This window comes from Pseudomonas sp. LBUM1669 (genome assembly GCF_059695705.1).
In genome coordinates this window covers 271,903-292,926 of record NZ_CP166785.1, presented here as the reverse complement: position 1 = coordinate 292,926, position 21,024 = coordinate 271,903, and the positions used below count along the sequence as shown (strand labels likewise).

Sequence of the window (21,024 nt, the reverse complement as noted above, 5' to 3'; positions counted from 1 at the left end):
TGCACTGGGTTTGTAGAGTGTTGCACCTACGGAGCCGGACTTTGGGAGGAGTTATGTACAAGGTTTTGCTGGTGGACGACCACCCGTTTATTCGCTCGGCAGTCAAAATGCTTTTGAAACAAGAGCGCTATGACGTGGTTGCTGAGGCTGAAAACGGGGCTGATGCGGTACAGTTGGTGATAGAGCATGTGCCTGATCTGATTGTATTGGACATCGCGCTCCCAAAGCTTGACGGGTTGGAGGTGATCCGAAGGGTTGGCCTTTTGGGACTACCTAGCAAGATTTTAGTTCTGACGTCGCAACCAGCACTATTCTATTCCCGTCGTTGTATGAGTGCTGGTGCGGCTGGCTATGTATCCAAGAGTAACAGCCTCGACGAGTTGATCAAGGGGGTCAAAGTCGTTATGAGCGGTTATACCTATTTCCCCAACTTGACGACAAGTTCGGTGAGGCGTAGCGAAGCTGATGTCGCGGATACCGATTTGATTCAGACCCTGTCGGATCGTGAGTTGACAATTTTGCAGCAACTTGCCAACGGTTTTTCCAATAAGGAAATTGGTGACTCTATGCTTTTAAGTAATAAAACAATTAGTACATATAAAACTCGTTTGATCGAAAAGCTCAATGTGAAGTCAGTGGTGTATTTGGCCGATTTTGCTAAACGTAATAATTTAGTTTGAATGAAAATTTCCCAGCGGTTGTGCCTGGCAGCGTTAGTGCTTTTAGTGGGATTCTATATCTCGTTATCTGTTGAGGCAGAGCCGAATCACCTGCGCCTGCTTGGTCGCTCAGATGTCGATGGATATCATGTCGTTCTCGATGAGGCTGATTGGCGTTGGTTGCGGGATAAAAAGACGTTATTGCTCGGGGTTTCCGTTCCCGATTATCCTCCATTCGAAATGGTGGTTAACGATTCTGAATTAGAGGGAATAACTTCAGATTTCGCGGTTTTGATTGGTCAATTGCTGCATGTAAATATTGAAGTGCGGCGTTATGGCAGTCGTCAGGAACTCGTTGCTGCTGTGAAGAGCGGCGAGGTTGACTTTTTAGGAACTTCAAATGAGTACGAAGCGTCCGACCCTTTGATAACCATGTCTCATGTTTATGCGGATGACAAGCCGACCTTGATTTCCCTCAAAGGGAACAGCAGCACGCTTCCACCCGATCTAGCGGGCAAAAAGATCGCGATGCTTTACCACTATCAATCTCCAGAAGCGGTAAGGGCATTCTACCCAAAAGCAACTCTTCAGCTCTACCCCTCCATGTTGAGTGCTATTGGTGCAGTTTCTTTCGGGCAGGCGGACGTCTATCTGGGTGATGCGATCAGCGCTAATTATGTGATAAATAAAAACTTTCTTAACAGTGTGCAGTTGGCTGATTTTTCTCGCATGGAAGTTCGTAATTTTTCCTTTGCGCTTAATCGGAACAGTCAGCGATTACTTCGCATAATTAATTCGACTATGGATGTCATTGCTGAGAATGAAAGGATGACTATCATGCGCCGTTGGAGTTCGGGTGGTGCCAGTATACCGGGACAGCATCGACTACACTTCAGTGTAAATGAGCAGCAGTGGCTAGATCGTCACCCTCGCTTGCGTGTTGTGATTGATGAAAATCTTCCTCCACTGTCATTTTACAATAGCAAAGATGAATTTGTCGGGATTGCTGCCGACGTGCTTGCTAAAGTGGCCTTTCGTGCAGGGTTGAATTTTGAGGTGCAGCGAGTTAAAACGGTTTCTGAGTTAATCGAGAGGATAAAAACGGACAAAGCTGATCTGGTAATTACATTGCCGCCAAGCGCTGAGCGGGAAGGAGCATTAAGATTTACGCGTCCTTACTTAAATACTCCGTTTGTTATGGTTTCTCGCCTAGCGAAAGATAGTCCCCGTTCCTTAGATGAAATGACTGGGAAACGTTTAGTTATAGTTCATGGTAGTGCCATATCGGACTTTATAAAAGCGCAATACCCAGGAGTCCAGTTATTTGATGCGGGTAGCTCAAGTCAGGCCTTGAGTATGGTCGCAGACGGTGAGGTGGATGCGGCGGTTGACTGGTTACTCTCGGCTCGCTACGCAGTTTTCCGTAATTATAATGATCGCTTGCAGGTCGTCAGTACAGTAGGCACGTTCGACGCGAGGATGGCGTTTGCTACCGACCGTGGGTCACTGGAGCTCTATTCGATACTTGACAAAACACTTCTCAGTATTCCGCCAGAGGAAATGGACGAAGTGACTAATCGCTGGCGTAACGAATTGATAAGTGAAGACAGTTATTGGGTGCGCAAGCGCACTTTGATCATTCAAGTTTTCTCAGTAGCGATGGTTGTACTGATATTTGCACTGTGCTGGATTGGCTACATGCGCTTCATTATCTACCGCCGTGACCAGGCAGAGCGGGCGCTGAGTCACCAGTTAGAATTTATGCGGGTCTTGATCGATGGTACGCCACACCCTATTTATGTTCGTGATTGGGAAGGACGGCTGCTGATGTGTAATGCAGCATATCTCAACGCATTCGGAGTCAAGCGTGAAAATGTGATCGGTAAAACTGTGCTCGAGGGACCATTACATGAGCCAAACGAAGCGAAGGCCTATCACGATGACTATCTGCAGGTTATGGCGCTTGGGTCGCCTCTGGTGCAGGACCGCCGTTTGACTATGGCAAAAGATAGCGTCCTGACGATCTACCACTGGATGCTGCCGTATCGCGGTACTGATGGAAAAGTTGCCGGCATGATTGCCGGCTGGATTGATATCAGCGAGCGTCAGAGGTTGATGGCTGAATTGCTGGAAGCGAAGGAGTTGGCGGACGATGCCAATCGTGCAAAAACCACATTTTTAGCAACCATGAGTCATGAGATCCGTACGCCAATGAATGCAGTAATTGGCATGCTCGAGTTGGCTATAAAAAAAGCTGATAAAGGGGTGATGGACAGGTTTGCGATTGAGGTTGCCTCGGGGGCCGCGCATGGATTACTGGATTTGATTGGCGACATATTAGATATCGCCCGTATCGAATCCGGACGGTTGTCATTAGCGCCTGAGCGGGCGAGTCTGCGCGATTTGGTTGAGTCTGTCCTGAGGGTTTTCGAAGGATTGGCTCGACAAAAGCATTTATCGCTGGCCCTCGATCTTGACTTCAAAGCTAGCCGGGATGTGCTGGTTGACCCTGTACGCTTCAAGCAAATTTTGTCCAATTTGCTGAGCAATGCGATCAAGTTCACCACGGCTGGCGAGGTGCGATTGAGTGTGCTAGCGGAGTTCGCTCGCGATAATCAGCGTCTGAAGGTGAACCTGGAAATTGAGGATACAGGTATCGGTATCTCAATCGAAGATCAGCAGCGTTTGTTCAGTCCTTTCACGCAGGCCAGTAATAATCTCCAGTCTGCCCGAAGTGGATCGGGTTTGGGGCTGATGATCAGTCGGACCCTTTGCGAAATGATGGGGGGGCAATTGCTACTGCACAGTGTGGTGGGTAAGGGGACCCGGATTAATGTGTCTCTTGACTTGCCGGTGCTCGAGCCGATTGCCGAATTATCCGTGCAGAAAGACGAGCCCATTACGCACAATTACACTCTTAATATTTTAGTTGTGGACGATTATCCGGCCAACAGGCTGTTGTTGTCGCAACAATTGAGCTATCTCGGGCACAGGGTCATTGATGCGGAGGATGGGGCTCATGGCTTGCGTGCTTGGCGAGGTCAGCATTTCGATGTGGTAATAACTGATTGCAACATGCCAATTATGAACGGCTATGAGTTGGCCGGGGTCATTCGTCGAGAAGAGCTCGCCAAAGCTATTCAACCATCGTTGATCCTCGGCTTTACCGCGAATGCTCAGCCAGATGAGAGAGGTCGCTGCATTGGTGCGGGAATGGACGACTGCTTATTCAAGCCGATCAGCCTTCAGGATCTCAGTGCTCGCCTGGCGACAGTAATACCTGTTGCACAGGCTGTCATGCATAGCGATCAGTCGGAGCTGAGTGAAGATATTGATTTGACGAGTCTTGAACAGTTGACTCGTGGCGACAGCGACTCAATAAAAGCTCTATTGGGTGATCTGCTCATCAGTATTGACGAGGATATGGCGAGGTTGATTCAGTTGTTTTCTAATCATGACTTGACGGGGCTCTCTGATCTCGCGCATCGGGTGAAGGGCGGGGCACGAATTATCAAGGCTCACGCGCTCATCCAGTATTGCGAAAATTTGGAAGTAATATGTAGTGGTTACGATGCTTCGGGATTGACTGAGGCGGTAGATGTGCTTCAAAACGCTATGGAACGGCTGTCAATCAAGCTCAATATCTATATCGGTTGACCGAGTGTCATGTCGTATTTAGGTAATCATTCGGCGAGCGAGATCGCAGGAGTCGACACCTGACCGCGTTTTCCTCATCTTCTGAACACTCATCAATTTGACTGGTCCCAATAAGCTAGAGGGTTTTTTGCTTTTCAGATGGTTTTCACGGGTATTCAGTCGTCGAGTCTTCTCGTCGGGCAGGCTTGCTATCTGTGGCGTTGGGGCTTAAATAACAACAGTGCAGGAGTATAGACCAAATGAGGCATGAGCTGCCGTATTCGAACAGGTAAACCGCGATTATAGGCTGCAAATAGTCTTGGAGTGAGGTGGGTTTAATTCATTACCTACTTGCCTAAAATGTCGGGGTTGACTTGCTGTAAATTTTACTGCCAGTGGAAATCTATGCTGCGATAGGGGCGCGGTCGTGAGTGCTCCATAAATCCCACATTCAAAGTCACCACCTGATCCCCGATGCTGTGCTTCCGATTCCTTTCCGGAGCCAGCACCTCATGGCGCATCCCGACGCAAAAGCCGAAAAAGTCCATCCCTATCCCAACTCCGTCGACTCCGAAATCCCATCGACGGCCTGGCCGCCTTGGTCGAACTTGACATCAAGGTCGCGGCGTTTGGCCCGATGCTTTTTATATTCCACAACAAACGTCGAAACCGAGTGAAGATTTTGTATTGGGGTGTGTCACGAACTATGGCGTAAGCCAGCGATGCTGTATCAAAGATGGGAGTAGGCCTCCCGGTGTCTGCTGCGTTCAAAAGGCGTGGTGGTGAGCGACCGGTAAGGGGCCGGTGCACACACCTTCCGAGCCAAGCCGATAAGGGCGATTGTGTCCGCGTATTTTTAAGCGGACACAATTACCGTTAAGGAAGGTCTGAAGTAGTCAGCGATTTTTGATGCCCTCTTTGGTAGAGGTTCAAAAAACACTGGTTTGGTCAGAAATCAGACCTTTCCTGTTCTTAACTCATCGTTTCACCCTTGAACGACGCCTTTTCAAGGCGCTTTTCCCGGATTACAGGCGCACCTCTCCCACAACCAGCAGCCGTTTTCGCATCATCCACAGATTCGACAGGGCAAATAGCGTGGCCTGTTGCGCGGTATTTTTCATCAGGCCGCGAAAGCGCACTTTCGTATAACCAAATTGGCGCTTGATCACGCGAAACGGGTGCTCAACCTTGGCCCGCACCTGCGCTTTCGCGTATTCGATCTTGCGCCGCAGACGACCGATCAAGCTCTTTTTTCCATGCTTTTTATAGCTGCTTGGCCGGGCGGCAATCGACCAGATCATCTTGCGATCCTGATGCTCGGGACGTTTGTCCACGCCGGTGTAACCGGCGTCACCAGACACGTAAGTTTCCTCGCCGTGCAGCAACTGATCGACCTGCGTCACGTCCGCCACATTGGCCGCCGTGCCCACCAGGCTATGCACCAAGCCGGATTCAGCGTCGACGCCGATGTGCGCTTTCATACCAAAAAAGTACTGATTCCCTTTCTTGGTTTGGTGCATTTCGGGATCGCGTTTGCCGTCCTTGTTCTTGGTCGAACTCGGCGCGTGAAGGATCGTCGCATCGACCACCGTGCCATGACGCAACAGCAGGCCACGGTCGCCCAGATAGCCATTGATAACCTGCAAAATCCCGCCTGCCAACTCATGTTTTTCCAACAAGCGGCGGAAGTTGAGGATCGTGGTTTCATCGGGAATCCGATCTAGGTGCAGCCCCGAAAACTGGCGCAGGATCGTGGTCTCGTACAATGCCTCTTCCATCGCCGGATCGCTGTAGCCGAACCAGTTCTGGATCAGATGGACCCGCAACATCGCCATCAGCGGATACGCCGGACGACCCCCTTCGCCCTTTGGATAATGCGGCTCGATCAAAGTAACCAAGCCCTTCCAGGGCACGACCTGATCCATCTCGATCAGGAAGCGCTCGCGGCGAGTCTGCTTACGTTTGCCGGCATATTCGGCGTCGGCGAAGGACATCTGTTTCATGGGGCTCAACCGTCGTGTTCGTGTCAGGCGAGTATTTCACCAGATCTGGAAGTCTTTTTCAGAGTTTCCCTAACGTTGTGCGTCGGCGCCCTTTAGTCGTTCCACGCATGCAGTAAGTAATACGATCAGTGCCTGGATAGTTAATCACAATCAGGTTTTTTACAACGGAATCTCTGCATTCGATCTGTTTTGCTGGCTTTGTAACAGGCATACGAATTCTCCACACAATATTTTGTACCGTAAATAATCATTTTGGCGTCCATCTAATAAGTGAATCGTTAATAAAGCTATTTAGTATTCGAGAGTGCGGCGAGCGGTTAAATAGCAACTGGCCGAACTGACTAAAACGAATATAAGGAGATCAACCGGCTTTGGACAGCACTTTATTTTTCGGCGATTTGGCTTTTATCAATGTTTCAGCAAGCCCGGCACTACTCAAAAACCGTTTTAAGAAGGACATCCTTGCCAAAACGGTTGAGCAAATATCGTTCCATGTGCAAATTTAGCCCAATGCCCGACCCGACGAACGGTAACATCGTGGCATTTCCACGCTCACTTCAGAGAGACTGAAATCTACAGTGTTTAAGTCACGCGTAGCGCGTGGGTGCGAAACCATGGCGTTTCGTAACCGGCCATATCACAGTGAAAGCATTGGATTGTCCCGTTAAAAACTCTTGGGAAGCTCGGGAGTAGCGCTAAACTGACGAGACACCATTTTTACCCCACCATTTCTGTTGCGATAGGATCTTTCGTGCCCCCCAGTAAGAATTTGCACGCGCAACACCACAGAGCAAGTACAGACGGCGGAGCGATGATCGTTGGTCTGGGAGCCTCTGCGGGTGGCCTGAAAGCATTGGAGACTTTCCTTCGGAGCATGCCGAGCAATTCAGGATACGCCTTCGTCGTAATCCAGCACCTCAATCCGGACCATGCCAGCCTCCTGACTGAAATCCTAGCCCGTGCCACGAGCATGCCAGTGCATGAGGCTGGTCAACGGATGCAAGTATGTGCCGACCAGGTGTATGTCATCCCCCCTAACCACAGTATCACTCTACAACAAACACGATTACTGCTCAGTCCGCTGGAACCCACTCGCGCCCAGCGGCTACCAGTAGATAAGTTTTTTACGTCGCTGGCCGAGCAACAAGGACAGTGGGCAGTGGGCATAATATTGTCCGGCACCGGCTCGGATGGTACCCAAGGCTGCCGCGCCATTCTCGAACATGGCGGCCTCACACTAGTGCAGGCACCGGACGATGCTGCATACAACGGCATGCCCACCAGCGTTATCGAAGCCGGTTATGCCAGTCAGGTATTAGAGGTGCAGGGCATGACACAGTTGCTGCTGGAGCGAAGGCAGGGAAACCCAGAGTATGCTGCAAACGCTGCAATGATTGATCATCGAGGCTTGACCCAGATCCTGCTACACCTCCGTCACATCACAGGACACGACTTTACGCACTACAAACACAGCACGTTGTTGCGACGTATCGAGCGACGCATGCAAGCGCAGCAAATAAGCAACGAGACGGCCTACGCCTACTTTTTAAGCCATCACCCAGATGAAACCCGCCTGCTATTTAGCGAGGTGCTGATCAACGTCACTCAGTTTTTCCGTGACCCTGACGCTTTTGTGGTGATGAAAGACAGTATTCTGCTGCCGCTTCTGGCCGGCAAACCGCGCGACGACTTGTTCAGGGTCTGGGTCGCAGGCTGTGCCAGTGGCGAAGAGGCTTACTCGGTGGCGATCCTATTGCATGAGTTGATGGCACAGCATGAGCTGCATTTGACTGTGCAGTTCTTTGCAACGGATCTGGATGACGATGCAATCCGCACCGCCCGCGCGGGCTTTTACCCATTGACTATCGCTCGGGATGTTTCGGCTGCGAGGCTGCAGCGCTACTTCATTAAGGAGGGTTCGGGATATCGGATTCAGAAGGAAATCCGAGAAATGATCGTTTTTGCCGTGCAAAACGTTACAAAGGACCCCCCGTTCACTCGACTGGACTTGCTGTGTTGCCGAAATTTGATGATCTATCTTGGGCCGCAGCTGCAGTCGCAATTGATTCCGACCTTTCATTACGCTCTCAAGCCTGAAGGCGTGCTGTTTCTTTCACCATCGGAAAGTATCGGCAGTCATGGCTCGCTGTTTGCACCGTTACATCGTAGATGGAAGTTTTACCGATCCAATAAAATCCCATCCCCGAAAATTATGACGATCAACAGCAGCCAACCTTGGATTCATGAATGCGTCAGCAAACCATCGGATCACCCAAAAAAAATGAACACGGAATTAAACATAGCCGAATTGACCCGACGCATATTGCTGCAGAAGTTCGTTCCGGATTCAGTGGTAACAGATCTGCGGGGTAATATCGTCTATGTCCACGGTGATACCGGCAACTACCTGCGTCCAGCACCGGGACAGGCGACTCTGAATGTTATCGATATGGCCCGCGAAGGACTGCAACTTGATCTGCGCAACGCCGTTCATCAGGCGGCGGGCATTGGCGAGCCGACGCTGCACCGAGAAGTTTGCATCACCGGCAACAACGGGACGGCGCGTTGCATTCGCTTAAGCGTGCGTCGACTTGCAGATAATCCACAGAGTGAGCGCCTCCTGTTGATCAGCTTTGTCGAGCAGTCGGAGGATATTGTGACCTCCCCGGTTAAGCAGGACGCAAGTTCGTCTACCACACCGTCCGGCGACCGCATCAAGGTGCTGGAGCGAGATCTAGCGTATACCCGCGAGAACCTGCAAGCCTCTATTGATGAATTGCAATCCACCAATGAAGAGCTTCAATCCTCTAACGAGGAGCTGCAGTCCACCAATGAAGAGCTTCAATCGTCTAACGAAGAGCTGGAAACTTCACGAGAAGAATTGCAGTTGATCAATGAAGAATTGTCGACTGTCAATGCCGAGTTGCAGGAAAAAATTGAGCAACTGGGCGATATGCAGAACGACATGAAGAATCTGCTCGACAGCACTCATATTGGAACTATTTTCCTTAATTCAATGCTGACAATTCGTCGTTTCACACGGGACGCAGTGAAGATTTTCCGTTTGAGCTCCGCTGATGTGGGGCGACCATTGGCTGATATCACATCGTGCCTGGATAATATGGATTTGCTGGTACCCGCCCAGCAAGTGCTCGACACCCTGATCCCCTATGAAGTTGAGGTATGTACCACCTCCGGTCGTTGGTTTTTGGCGAGGCTGTCACCCTACCGAACATTGGACAATGTAATTGACGGCGTTGTGTTGACGTTCCACGACATCAATGCACGGGTCGCTAATGATCAGGCCATTCGAGCTGCGCTGGAGCTGGCCGAGGCAATCATCGATACGGTTGTTGAGCCGCTATTGGTGCTTGATGACCAGTTACAGGTGATTTCGGCCAGCCGCTCTTATGTTAAGAGTTTTTTCACTACGATCATGGCTACGGTCGGCCGCACACTTTACGAATTAGATGATGGCCAATGGAACATCCAGGCCTTGAGGGATCAGTTATGTACTATCCTTAAGGAAGACAGCAGTTTTGAAGGTTTTGTAGTGGAGCAACACTTTCCCACAGGGGAAACACGTAGGATCACGCTGAATGCTCGGCGTGTAACCGGATCCGGTGCACGACCGCACCTGATCTTGTTAGCCATGCGGATCAATCTTCCAACGCCCTGAGAACACTCATGAGCACAAAGCCAACCAATGATGCTAAGCCACTGAGAGTCAAGGCAGAACAGATTGCTGACAGTACTCCATTGGATGGCCGTCCGGTCGGGCTGCTACACGAACTTCGAGTGCACCAAATCGAACTTGAGATGCAGAACGAAGATCTGCGCATAGCGCACATCTCGCTGGAAGCCTCTCGCGATCTGTATCAGGACCTCTATGAGCACGCGCCGGTAGGCTACTTGACAGTAGCCGTAAATGGCGTAATTAGCGCCGTAAACCAGACGGGGTCGTCACTATTGGGTCACGCGCGGGAACGGTTGCTAGGGCGACGCTTCAGCACCAAGGTGATCGCTCAGGACCGCGAACGCTGGCAGCTGGTTTTTATGCGCGCGTGTCGCGACGATGCACATCATCAGTGTGAAGTAACCCTGATCCGTGGTGACGGTAGCCGTTGGTATGCACATCTGGATTGTATTCGGCGCGACGTTTTGGAGTCCGGGGTTCGTATCACTTTGATTGACCTTTCGGAGCGACATAAAGTCGAGTCGCGCCTGATGTTGGCCGCCAGCGTGTTCACCCATGCCCGCGAGGGCATTATGATCACGGATGCGACTGGCGATGTGCTTGAGGTCAATGATGCATTTAGCACAATCACTGGCTACAGCCGCACCGAAGTCATTGGCCAGAACCCCCGTCTTCTGGCTTCAGGAATGACTGATCCTGAGTGCTACCGAGAGTTGTGGCGCAATCTTTTGGAGAACCATCATTGGCAGGGCGAAATGTGGAACCGGAGGCGCAATGGTGAACTATTCGCGGTGCGGCAAACCATTACCGCGATCCTCGATATTAAGGGGGAAGTGCAAAACTACGTGTCGCTGTTCAGCGATGTCACGGAACTGCATGAGCACCAGCGTCAGATGGAGTACATTGCCCATTACGATCCACTCACTTGCTTGCCCAATCGTGTATTACTCGCAAAACGCATGAAGCAGGCGATGGGCTTGGCGCGGCTCAGCGGGCACCGGTTGGCGATCGCCTATCTGGATCTAGACGGATTTAAAGTGGTAAACGATACTTTTGGTCACCATGTAGGCGATCGCGTTTTGAGCACAATCGCACGGCGTATGAGACAGACCCTACGTGAAGGCTGCACCCTGTCCAGGTTGGGTGGCGACGAGTTCGTGGTGATCATTGTCGAGATCCAACAAATCAGTGACAGTGTGCGGACCCTTGACCGTTTAATGGCAGTGGTCGCTGAGCCCATGCAGGTCAACAGTGAACACATCCAAATTTCTGCCAGCATTGGTGTCAGCTACTTTCCGCAAGAGGGTGAGGCTAGCGCCGATCAACTGCTACGCCAAGCTGACCAAGCCATGTATCAGGCCAAGTTGCTGGGCAAGAACCGGGTTCACTTCTTTGACGCTCAACATGACCTGGATATGCGTGGGCACAACGCTCGACTGGACCGAATTGATCAAGCGATACATGACAACGAACTGGTGCTTTATTACCAACCCAAAGTGAATATGCGCACCGGCGATGTGATGGGGCTCGAGGCTCTCCTGCGTTGGCAGCATCCGGAACATGGGCTGCTTGCACCGGATTTGTTCCTGCCCTTGATTGAAGGCAGTCAGCTGTCCGAAGCCATCGGTGACTGGGTAATCGAAAGCGTGTTGATTCAGATCGAAGACTGGCTGACCTCCGGGGTACAAATCCCGGTGAGCGTCAATGTCGGCGCCCAGCAACTGCAGCAGCCAGACTTTGTGAGCAATCTGATCAAACGCCTGACATCTCACTCGCGGGTACCACCGGCGATGTTGATGATCGAAATTCTCGAAACCAGCGCACTGGAGGATATCGAAAGGGTGTCGGGTACCATCAAGGCCTGTGCGGCGCTAGGCGTACTTTTTGCGTTAGATGATTTCGGCACAGGTTACTCCTCACTGGCCTACCTCAAGCGTCTGCCGGTAGCGCAACTAAAGATTGATCGCAGCTTCGTCCAGGGGATGCTTGATGACTCGGAAAACCACTCCATCCTGCGAGCCATCCTCAGCCTAGCTAACGCCTTTAAGCGTGAGGTGATTGCTGAAGGTGTGGAGACTGCCGCTCAGAGCATCCACTTGCTGCAGTTAGGGTGTGAGTTAGGGCAGGGGTTTGGTATTGCTCAACCAATGCCGGCCAAGGCCGTGCTCGACTGGATGGCGCAGTGGCAGCCGGAGCGAATATGGCAAACAAAGGACGTTTAGGTCGGCAGCGGCCCACTATTAAGGTGCTCACATTTGAGATGAGACTTTCGGACCGGCTACATTCGAGCCTTACAAAACAGCTAAATCTAATTCTGGATACTAATGGGGAACGGACAGTTGAAAAGCTCACCAGCATCGGTTTCTGCTGCACTCAACCACTACGTTGAGGAAAAGGGTATTCACTGGAAGGTTCTGGCAAAATTTGTGCGAGGAACTGCAAACTGGCGAAACCACTTTTAAAAAGCGATAGTGCCCACACAACATGGGGGCTATCGCTTTACTCGTGTCAGCGCTGACGACAAAAACTGGAATAGCCTTTCTTGCTTGCTCAAATGTCACGCGGCTCGCGCAGTGCTTACAAAACCACCCGCAATCCACCCTCCTCGCTCAGGTGCTTCTCCGGTTTGCCCGGAATGTTTTGAAGCCATCTTTCAGTGTTTAAGTCACGCGGTGCCCGTGATATGAGTATCCGTCCGGGCATCACGCATTGCGTAACTAAACCGGTTGCCACTTATGTGGCAGGCTCCGCAATATCACTCGCCCGCTGCGTCGGCAGCCGCGTGAGAACGTCCTTCAAATAGGCATACGGATCATGCCTATTCAACCGCGCAGACTGGATCAAACTCATGATCGCTGCTGCCCGTTTTCCGCTGCGTAACGACCCTGCGAAGAGCCAGTTCTTGCGTCCAAGAGCCTATGACCTGATTTGGTTCTCACACCAATTATTGTCAATGGGTACGCCCCCGTCGTCGAGGTAGCGCGACAGCGCTGCCCAGCGTTTGAGGCTGTAATCCAACACCCTGCTGATAGCCGATCCTTCGGGTACAAGATCACGCCGGGCGATCGTATGCGTCCGGGCATCACGTCTTGCGTGATTAAACCGGCTGCCACTTATGCGGAAGCAGCTGCTCGATTTCACTCGCCCGCTGCGTCGGCAGGCGCGTGAGAACATCCTTTAGATAGGCGTACGGATCATGACCATTCAGCCGCGCAGACTGGATCAAGCTCATGATCGCCGCCGCCCTTTTTCCGCTGCGTAGCGATCCGGCGAAGAGCCAGTTCTTGCGTCCAAGGGCCCATGGTCGGATCTGGTTCTCCGCCCAATTATTATCAATGGGTACGGCCCCGTCATTGAGGTAGCGCGACAGCGCTGCCCAGCGTTTGAGGCTGTAATCGAGTGCTCTGCTGATGGCCGAACCTTCGGGCACAAGTTCACGCTGGGCAATCATCCAGGCATGCAGCCTATTCATCACCGGTGCGGCTTTTTCTTGCCGTATCCGGCATCGTAAATCCGGCTCCAGGTCACGCACTTCGCTCTCGATTTCGTACAACAACTGGATGTAGCGCAGCGCCTGCTCGGCGATCTGGCTCTTGTTCGTTGCGTGCAACTCGAAGAACTGTAACCGCTCCATGAACCCCACATTCAAAGCCGCCAATTGATCCCGGATGCTGTGCTCCCGATTCCTTTCTGGAGCCCATCCGCCATGATGCGACCCGACGCAAAAGTCGAAAAAGTGTATCTGTACCCCAAGCCCGTCGACTTCCGAAAATCAATTGATGGCCTGGCTGCGCTGGTCGAGCTGGACATCAAGGTCGCCGTGTTTGACCCGGTGCTCTTCGTCTTCCTCAACAAACCGCGCAACCGCGTGAAGATTTTGTACTGGGAGCGCAACGGCTTCTGCCTTTGGCTCAAGCGCCTTGAATCTGAGCGATTCAAAACATCGCCCGATGCCACCGACGAGGCGATTGTCCTAACTGTTCAGGAACTCAACTGGATGCTCGACGGTTTCGACCTCTGGCGTAACCGTCCTCATCAGGTTTTGACGCCGCGATTCGTGGCCTGATTCGTTATAATCCAGGGCATGATTTCAATGCCCAAAGATCTTCCTGACGATCCTGCGCTGCTCAAGCAATTGCTAGAGCAAATGCTGCTTGAGCGCGAGTCTAACAAGGGCCGTATTGTTCATCTTGAAGAAGAAAACGCGCTGCTGCGTCAGCGCCTGTTCGGACGCAAGTCCGAACAAACAGCCGATCCGGCCACGCCGCAGTTAGCTCTTTTCAACGAAACTGAAAGCATCGCCGAACCCGTCGGCGAAGACGCTGAAGAAGAGGTCGTCGGTCCAGCCAGGCGTCGCGGTAAACGAAAGCCGCTGCCCGCCGACCTGCCACGTATCGAAGTCATCCACGAACTTCCCGAGGATGAACTGACTTGCGTTTGCGGCTGCCGCAAACACGCCATTGGCGAAGAAGTCAGCGAGCAGCTTGAAATCGTGCCGATGCAGATTCGCGTTATCAAACATGTGCGCAAAGTTTATGGCTGCCGCGATTGTGAGACCGCACCGGTCACTGCGGATAAGCCGGCTCAACTGATTGAAAAAAGCATGGCCAGCCCAAGTGTTCTGGCGATGCTGCTGACCACCAAGTACGTGGACGGTCTGCCGCTTCACCGTTTTGAAAAAGTACTAGGCCGCCACGGCATCGATATTCCGCGCCAGACCCTGGCTCGCTGGGTTATCCAGTGCGGCGAGCACTTCCAGCCGCTGCTGAATTTAATGCGCGATAGCCTGTTGGCCAGCCGTGTCATCCACTGCGATGAAACACGCGTACAGGTGTTGAAAGAGCCTGACCGAGAGCCGAGCAGTCAGTCCTGGATGTGGGTGCAAACCGGCGGCCCGCCAGACAAACCGGTGATCCTTTTCGACTACTCCACCAGCCGAGCGCAGGAGGTACCGTCGCGCCTGCTCGAAGGTTATCGCGGCTACGTCATGACTGACGATTACGCGGGTTACAACGCGCTGGGAGCACAGGCCGGAGTTGAACGTTTAGGGTGTTGGGCTCACGCACGGCGTAAATTTGTCGAAGCGCAAAAAGTACAGCCCAAGGGCAAGACAGGACGGGCCGACATCGCATTGAAGTTGATCAGTAAACTATATGGCATCGAGATCGCCTACAAACGGAGTGGTGATGAGGCGCGGAAAAGAGGCCGCCAGGAGTTGAGCGCCAGCGTGCTGAGTCAACTGAAAGACTGGATGCTAAAGACGCTGCCGTACGTGACTACACAGAACGCATTGGGCAAAGCCGTCAGCTACTTGGCAAACAACTGGAACAAACTCGAGCGGTACGTCGAGGAAGGTTACTTGCCCATCGACAACAACGCCGCAGAACGTGCAATACGGCCGTTCGTTATCGGAAGAAAAAACTGGTTGTTTAGCGACACGCCAAAAGGGGCGACGGCTAGCGCTCAACTTTACAGCTTGGTCGAGACTGCTAAAGCCAACGGCCAAGAGCCCTATGCGTGGCTGCGCCACGCACTTGAGCGCCTGCCAATGGCGGCTTCGGTGGAAGATTACGAAGCCCTGCTACCTTGGAAATGCGCACCCCAATCTCATAGCTAACCGCACCGCCCACCTTTGACTAGGTGGGTTTTATGGAGCGCTTACACTTACCTGACGCGGACCAGGCATTGAAACGCTTGTAGACTTTGCTCCAGCTTCCGAATGCCTCGGGCAAGTCTCTCCAGGGGCATCCTGTGCGCATGCGATACAGCATGCCTTCGACGGTCATCCGTAGATCACGCTTGTTGTAGATGGCCTTGTGCAGCAGAATTTCCCGCAGCTTCGACCAGTGCTCATCACTGAGCAGTAATCGGGGCATTGCAAGCTCGTATTGGTGTTGTGTGAGAGCTATAACGATACGAGCTTGTTCTTATATATCAATGGCTTAGATCGAAACGGGAACAGCCCCTAGGGCCTGTTGACGTTTCACATGGGTAACCAGAGGAACCCGCAGGCCATAGCCACCGTGCTCTCATAGTTCCTCTTCAGTTTGTCGTATCGAAACGCCACTGCGCGGTAATGTTTCAGTCGCGCAAAGGCATTTTCGACCAAGTGCCGGTAGCGATAAAGGCCTTTATCCAGATCGCCATTGCCTTTGATTGAGTTACGCTTTCTCGGGATCACTGGTCGAGCACCTTGGGCTTCGATCTGTTCGCGAATACGCTCACTGTCGTAGCCCTTGTCGGCAACGATGACCTCGGCTGATGGTAGCTGCGCAATTAATTCACGGGCGGCAGTACAGTCATTGACGTCACCTCCAGTGATCTCGAAAGCCACAGGCAAGCCATGTGCATCGACAGCCAGGTGGATCTTGCTCGTATGGCCAGCGCGGCTTTTGCCGATCGCTTCTGGTTGGTCACTGGCGGCCCCCGTGCTGTGCTGATGGGCCTTCACATAGGTTCCGTCGATGAAAGCCCAATCAAAATCTGGGTCTTCGATCAACGTATTGAAAACCTTGAGCCACTTGCCAGCCACCGACCACGCATTGAAGCGCTTGGAGACTGAGTTCCAGCATCCAAAAGCGCTGGGCAGATCTCGCCACGGACAACCAACGCGCATCCGGTAGAGCATCCCCTCAACGGTCAATCGCAAATCAGGCTTGTGGTAAATAGTTTGCTGAAGCAGAATTTTTTCCAGCTTCGACCAAAGCTCGTCACTGAGCATCACTCGGGGCATTGCAAGCTCGCAGGATTGTCGGTGTTGGAACCTCTATTCTGCGGGTTTGCTCTTCTTCCTCTGCTGTTCCGGTGAAACGTCAACAGCCCCTAGAGCTGTCAGGTAGTCTGGTTAAATGACGGCAGATATAAGTCTCAACGTCGTCTGAAAGCCGGGGAGAGTATCCGTTGGAACTGCTTCAGCTTCAGGAAGAAACACCCATCAGTTTGCGCGATTCGTAGAGATGCCGGTCCAGCGATCCCGCGCTTTGGATCGTACTAACTTGGTCGCTGACATTGCCTGGACCAGATCTTTGATGGGCTCTCATTGATCATCGTGCTGCAATAGAGCCTCACCCCTCGCTCCACATGGCTCAGTGGAAGCCACCGAAGGCAGCTGCGAGGTCAACCAGCGAGGCCGAGATATTTCCTACAATCATTTAGTCCGTTTCCTACATGAGGCAGGTGCGTATGGAGTTAGCGTAGCTGGGTAAATGTATGACAATCATGGCAATCTCATTCCACACTGGGTTATTCATACTGTGCATGGCTTCAGGCCGGCACCACTCTAATCGTAAGGCGAAGCTCGCCGCCCCAGCTGAGAGGCTTAGGTGGCTGCAATATTAAACGCCGCGCTATCTTTGAAGGAGTAGCACTATGGAATACCGCCACCTTGGTAAATCAGGCCTCAAGGTCCCTGTATTAAGCTTTGGCACTGCAACCTTCGCTGGCAAAGGCGATTTTTTCAGCGCTTGGGGCAACACTGACGTGGCCGAGGCCCGCAAGCTGATCGACATATGCATCGATGCGGGCGTCAATATGTTCGACAGTGCTGACATCTATTCGGACGGCGCCGCTGAGTCGGTACTCGGCGAGGCGATCAAGGGCCGGGCGCGCGACAAACTCATCATCTCGACAAAAGCCACCTTTCGCAGCGGCGAAGGGCCGAACGAAGTGGGGTCCTCGCGCCACCATCTGGTGCGGGCGGTCGATGCAGGGCTCAAGCGACTGGGTACCGATTACATCGACCTGTTCCAGCTACATGGCTTCGATGCGAGTACGCCAGTGGAAGAAACCTTGTCCACGCTCGACGATCTGGTACGCGCGGGAAAACTGCGCTATTTAGGCGTATCGAACTTCTCGGGCTGGCACCTGATGAAGTCGCTGGCCGTCGCCGAGCGCTACGGCTACGAGCGTTATGTAGCCCACCAAGCCCATTACTCTCTGGTCAGCCGCGAGTATGAGTGGGATCTAATGCCACTTGCCCAAGACCAGGGTGTGGGCGCCGTAGTATGGAGTCCGCTTGGCTGGGGTCGACTTACGGGCAAGATCCGCCGCGGTCAGCCGTTGCCCGAAAACAGCCGCCTACATGCGACGGCAGACATGGGGCCGCCAGTTCCCGACGAACTGCTGTACCGAGTCGTCGATGCGCTCGAGAAGATTAGCGCCGAAACGGGCAAGACCGTGCCGCAGGTCGCGCTTAACTGGCTGCTGCAGCGACCGACAGTATCGAGTGTGGTTATTGGTGCGCGCAACGAAGCGCAACTGCGCCAAAATCTCGGAGCGGTTGGCTGGAAGCTCGCCGTGGAGCAGATTGCTGAACTCGATGCGGCTAGTGCGACAACGCGGGTCTACCCCTACTGGCATCAGCAGGTTTTCCTCGAGCGCAACCCAAACTTGGTCTGACTAAAGACCAGCCAAATCCCCTCGACTCGAAGTGCCGGAAGGGGATACTCGAATAGAAAGCGCACACATACCTGTTGCCTGCGCTCGACGCCTCTTTCTCGACAGTAAGCTCGGAAAAGGCAGTGCGCATTCATTTTCCTGGCCGTACTCGGCTAGGAAACCATATACAGCCCTAGGGGCTGTTCCCGTTTCGATCTAAGCCATTGATATATAAGAACAAGCTCGTATCGTTATAGCTCTCACACAACACCAATACGAGCTTGCAATGCCCCGATTACTGCTCAGTGATGAGCACTGGTCGAAGCTGCGGGAAATTCTGCTGCACAAGGCCATCTACAACAAGCGTGATCTACGGATGACCGTCGAAGGCATGCTGTATCGCATGCGCACAGGATGCCCCTGGAGAGACTTGCCCGAGGCATTCGGAAGCTGGAGCAAAGTCTACAAGCGTTTCAATGCCTGGTCCGCGTCAGGTAAGTGGCTCAAGGTTTTTCAGGCGCTGGTGACTGAACCGGACATGGAATGGGTTTTCATCGATGGCAGCTATGCCAAGGCCCACCAGCACAGTGCAGGTGCTGCCAGTAGCAAGGATGAGGCCATAGGGAAAAGCCGAGCAGGCAACACCAGCAAGATCCACTTGGCTGTAGATGCCTACGGGCTACCAGTCGTGTTTGAAATCACTGGAGGCCAGATCAACGATCTGCACACAGGCGTCTGCGTTGATTGCCAGGGTTCCCACTGCTGAAACGATCATTGCGGACAAAGGTTATGACAGTGAGGCCATACGCGAACAGGTTGAACAACAAGGTGCCAAAGCCGTGATTCCGAGAAAACGCAACTCAGTGAAAGGCAATGCGGATCTGGATAAAGAGCTTTACCGCAACCGGCACCTGGTAGAAAACGCTTTTGCCCGGCTGAAGCACTATCGAGCGGTCGCATCGCGCTTCGACAAACTCAAGAGAAATTACGAAAGCGTGGTGGCTATGGCTTGTGCCTTCCTCTGGTTACCCATGTGAAACGGGAACAGCCCCTAGGGAAGGTCTGAAGTAGTCAGCGATTTTTGATGCCCTCTTTGGTAGAGGCTCAAAAACCTAAGACAGTCAAATAATCACCCTAACTCATGGTTATTTCCAATAATCGCGCAGCTTCTGGTTATTAGCCCACATTACAGACGTGCCTCGCCCATACTCATCAATCGTTTTCGCACCATCCATAGTCCCGACAGCGGGAACAATGTCGTCTGCTGAGCGATGTTTTTCGCCTCGAAATGGGTGCTCAACCTTGGCTCGAACATGCGCTTTCGCACATTCGATTTTTTTGTCGTATGCGGGCGATCAAGCTATGGTGTTTATTTTAGCTTCTTGGTCGGGCCGCAATCGACCAGATCATATTGCAGCCAAAATCTTCAGGACGCTTGTCTACTCCAGTAACCTGCATCGCCAAACACGTAAGTTTTCTCACCGTGTAGCTATTGATCGACCCGCGTCACGTCCGCGACATTGGCCGCGGTGCCCACCAGGCGGTGCACCAGGTCTGACTCGTCTACACCCATATGCGCCCTTCGTCTGTTACCATTGATTACTGTCTGGGCCGGCGCGTGTCCAGGTACCGGCCTTGTTCTTGATCGAGCTAAGCGCATAAATGATCGTGGCATCGACCACGGTGCCTTGGCTCAACATCAGGCCACGGTCACCCAAAAACCGTTGATGATCTACAAAGCTCCGCAGGCTAACTCATGCTTTTTCATCAGGTTCGAGAAGTTGTTGCTAACTCCAAAATATCCTCCCATTCTTAATAATTTTTTCTTGCGGCTTTCTAAAGTGATCCAATGTTTCACGGTGCTCGCTATTCCCCGGTTTAAACCCAGTGCGCCGTTAAGAAAGACGATCAAGCGAAATATTCATTCCATTCATTTGCATAACCGCGAACATATCGCAACGCCATTTCCGGCATCACACACGAACCCCTCCTGGATTTTCAGTGAACACCTGCCTCCATCCTAATAAAAGCATCGACTGGCAGGGTGATTTCGACGTTTTTTTATAGCACTGCTAATAATAAATATACTTTTCAGTTTTGCAGAGCATTAGGCTGTTTCACTGATGAAAAACTAGCACTTAACCATTTCTATATTGTTCAATCCGTACTGGCGTCATACCGATGCATGGATGCTACTAGTCAACATCGGACGGAGAGCGTCAAAAAACTCCGACAAGGTTTTCAGTTTTCATTCGAGCCTTCCACATAAGCTTGCTTGAGTACAGAGTTTATTTGTTTGATCAGGTCTGGTGCCCACCCCAAAAGAACAGCTCGATTGACGACCTCGTGCAATAAATCCTTCAGCTTGTCGTTATAGGCTTCCAAGTAAACCATCCGCAATGCGTTCAATAGCGCGAGTTTTCTTTCCTCATCACACACTGCTTCATCAGTTATCGGCTGTCTCATCGCGTTAACCAGTTCGTGCCGCCAGATATCATTTTCCAGATCGGCCCAAACGGCCATCGCATTCAATGGCAGCTTAAACTACCCAGCGCGGCACATTGATTGATTTATTATTCCTCATATCCGAACCTCTCCATACGGGCCATCGCAGAACTTATCTGACAGCGGTCCTTTGGCCATTCGAATTAAA

Annotated in this window: 12 protein-coding genes and 4 pseudogenes; 9 read left to right on the top strand and 7 right to left on the bottom strand. The window is 52.2% G+C overall.

Features of this window, described 5'->3' with window-relative positions; translation table 11 throughout:
* Positions 1-53: 53 nt before the first annotated feature.
* From ACA051_RS31160 to tnpB (ACA051_RS31150), 3 genes are all read left to right on the top strand, one after another.
* Positions 54-680, top strand: a complete 627-nt coding sequence (locus ACA051_RS31160; RefSeq protein WP_497375790.1) for a response regulator — start codon at positions 54-56, stop codon at positions 678-680.
* Positions 681-4,316 (top strand): transporter substrate-binding domain-containing protein, encoded by a 3,636-nt coding sequence (locus ACA051_RS31155; protein WP_497375788.1) that lies wholly within the window; start codon positions 681-683, stop codon positions 4,314-4,316. It begins immediately after the preceding gene.
* A gap of 577 nt (positions 4,317-4,893) precedes the next feature.
* Positions 4,894-5,010, top strand: coding sequence for an IS66 family insertion sequence element accessory protein TnpB (tnpB, locus tag ACA051_RS31150; protein WP_497375786.1), 117 nt, complete (start codon positions 4,894-4,896; stop codon positions 5,008-5,010).
* Between the two features lie 310 nt (positions 5,011-5,320).
* On the opposite strand, the gene ACA051_RS31145 is transcribed toward tnpB (ACA051_RS31150), so the two are convergent.
* Positions 5,321-6,298 carry an IS5 family transposase gene (locus ACA051_RS31145; RefSeq protein ID WP_497375784.1) on the bottom strand — a complete coding sequence of 326 codons (978 nt, stop codon included), beginning with the start codon at positions 6,296-6,298 and terminating at the stop codon, positions 5,321-5,323.
* A gap of 811 nt (positions 6,299-7,109) precedes the next feature.
* Between ACA051_RS31145 and ACA051_RS31140 the strand changes: the two genes are divergently transcribed.
* Together ACA051_RS31140 and ACA051_RS31135 are read left to right on the top strand one after the other, a co-directional pair.
* Positions 7,110-9,977 carry a chemotaxis protein CheB gene (locus ACA051_RS31140; RefSeq protein ID WP_497375782.1) on the top strand — a complete coding sequence of 956 codons (2,868 nt, stop codon included), beginning with the start codon at positions 7,110-7,112 and terminating at the stop codon, positions 9,975-9,977.
* A gap of 8 nt (positions 9,978-9,985) precedes the next feature.
* Positions 9,986-12,217 carry a putative bifunctional diguanylate cyclase/phosphodiesterase gene (locus ACA051_RS31135; protein ID WP_497375780.1) on the top strand — a complete coding sequence of 744 codons (2,232 nt, stop codon included), beginning with the start codon at positions 9,986-9,988 and terminating at the stop codon, positions 12,215-12,217.
* A gap of 495 nt (positions 12,218-12,712) precedes the next feature.
* On the opposite strand, the pseudogene ACA051_RS31130 reads toward ACA051_RS31135, so the two are convergent.
* Positions 12,713-13,061: pseudogene (locus tag ACA051_RS31130) on the bottom strand (IS66 family transposase); the annotation flags it as partial.
* 31 nt (positions 13,062-13,092) lie between these two features.
* Positions 13,093-13,623: pseudogene (gene tnpC / locus ACA051_RS31125) on the bottom strand (IS66 family transposase); the annotation flags it as partial.
* Between the two features lie 78 nt (positions 13,624-13,701).
* Here tnpC (ACA051_RS31125) and tnpB (ACA051_RS31120) point away from each other — a divergent pair.
* Both tnpB (ACA051_RS31120) and tnpC (ACA051_RS31115) read left to right on the top strand, forming a co-directional pair.
* Positions 13,702-14,061 (top strand): IS66 family insertion sequence element accessory protein TnpB, encoded by a 360-nt coding sequence (gene tnpB / locus ACA051_RS31120; protein WP_024647222.1) that lies wholly within the window; start codon positions 13,702-13,704, stop codon positions 14,059-14,061.
* A gap of 18 nt (positions 14,062-14,079) precedes the next feature.
* Positions 14,080-15,612 carry an IS66 family transposase gene (tnpC, locus tag ACA051_RS31115; protein WP_497370753.1) on the top strand — a complete coding sequence of 511 codons (1,533 nt, stop codon included), beginning with the start codon at positions 14,080-14,082 and terminating at the stop codon, positions 15,610-15,612.
* A 28-nt stretch (positions 15,613-15,640) separates the two neighbouring features.
* On the opposite strand, the pseudogene ACA051_RS31110 reads toward tnpC (ACA051_RS31115), so the two are convergent.
* Positions 15,641-15,871 (bottom strand): annotated as a pseudogene (locus tag ACA051_RS31110) (transposase); the annotation flags it as partial.
* A gap of 107 nt (positions 15,872-15,978) precedes the next feature.
* Entirely contained in the window at positions 15,979-16,728 is a 750-nt protein-coding gene (locus ACA051_RS31105; RefSeq protein ID WP_497375737.1) for an IS5 family transposase, read from the bottom strand.
* A gap of 635 nt (positions 16,729-17,363) precedes the next feature.
* On the opposite strand from ACA051_RS31105, the gene ACA051_RS31100 reads away from it, so the two are divergent.
* Together ACA051_RS31100 and ACA051_RS31095 are read left to right on the top strand one after the other, a co-directional pair.
* Positions 17,364-18,392, top strand: coding sequence for an aldo/keto reductase (locus ACA051_RS31100; RefSeq protein ID WP_497375778.1), 1,029 nt, complete (start codon positions 17,364-17,366; stop codon positions 18,390-18,392).
* A gap of 265 nt (positions 18,393-18,657) precedes the next feature.
* Positions 18,658-19,408 (top strand): IS5 family transposase gene (locus ACA051_RS31095; RefSeq protein WP_497375776.1). Its coding sequence is split into 2 segments (ribosomal slippage): positions 18,658-19,092 and positions 19,094-19,408, totalling 750 coding nucleotides; the frame shifts between segments, so codons are not numbered across the junction.
* 149 nt (positions 19,409-19,557) lie between these two features.
* Here ACA051_RS31095 and ACA051_RS31090 read toward each other — a convergent pair.
* Positions 19,558-20,154: pseudogene (locus ACA051_RS31090) on the bottom strand (transposase); the annotation flags it as partial.
* Positions 20,155-20,612: 458 nt separating this feature from the next.
* Complete coding sequence (locus ACA051_RS31085) at positions 20,613-20,894, bottom strand: hypothetical protein (protein WP_497375775.1); 282 nt, start codon at positions 20,892-20,894, stop codon at positions 20,613-20,615.
* Between the last annotated feature and the right edge of the window lie 130 nt (positions 20,895-21,024).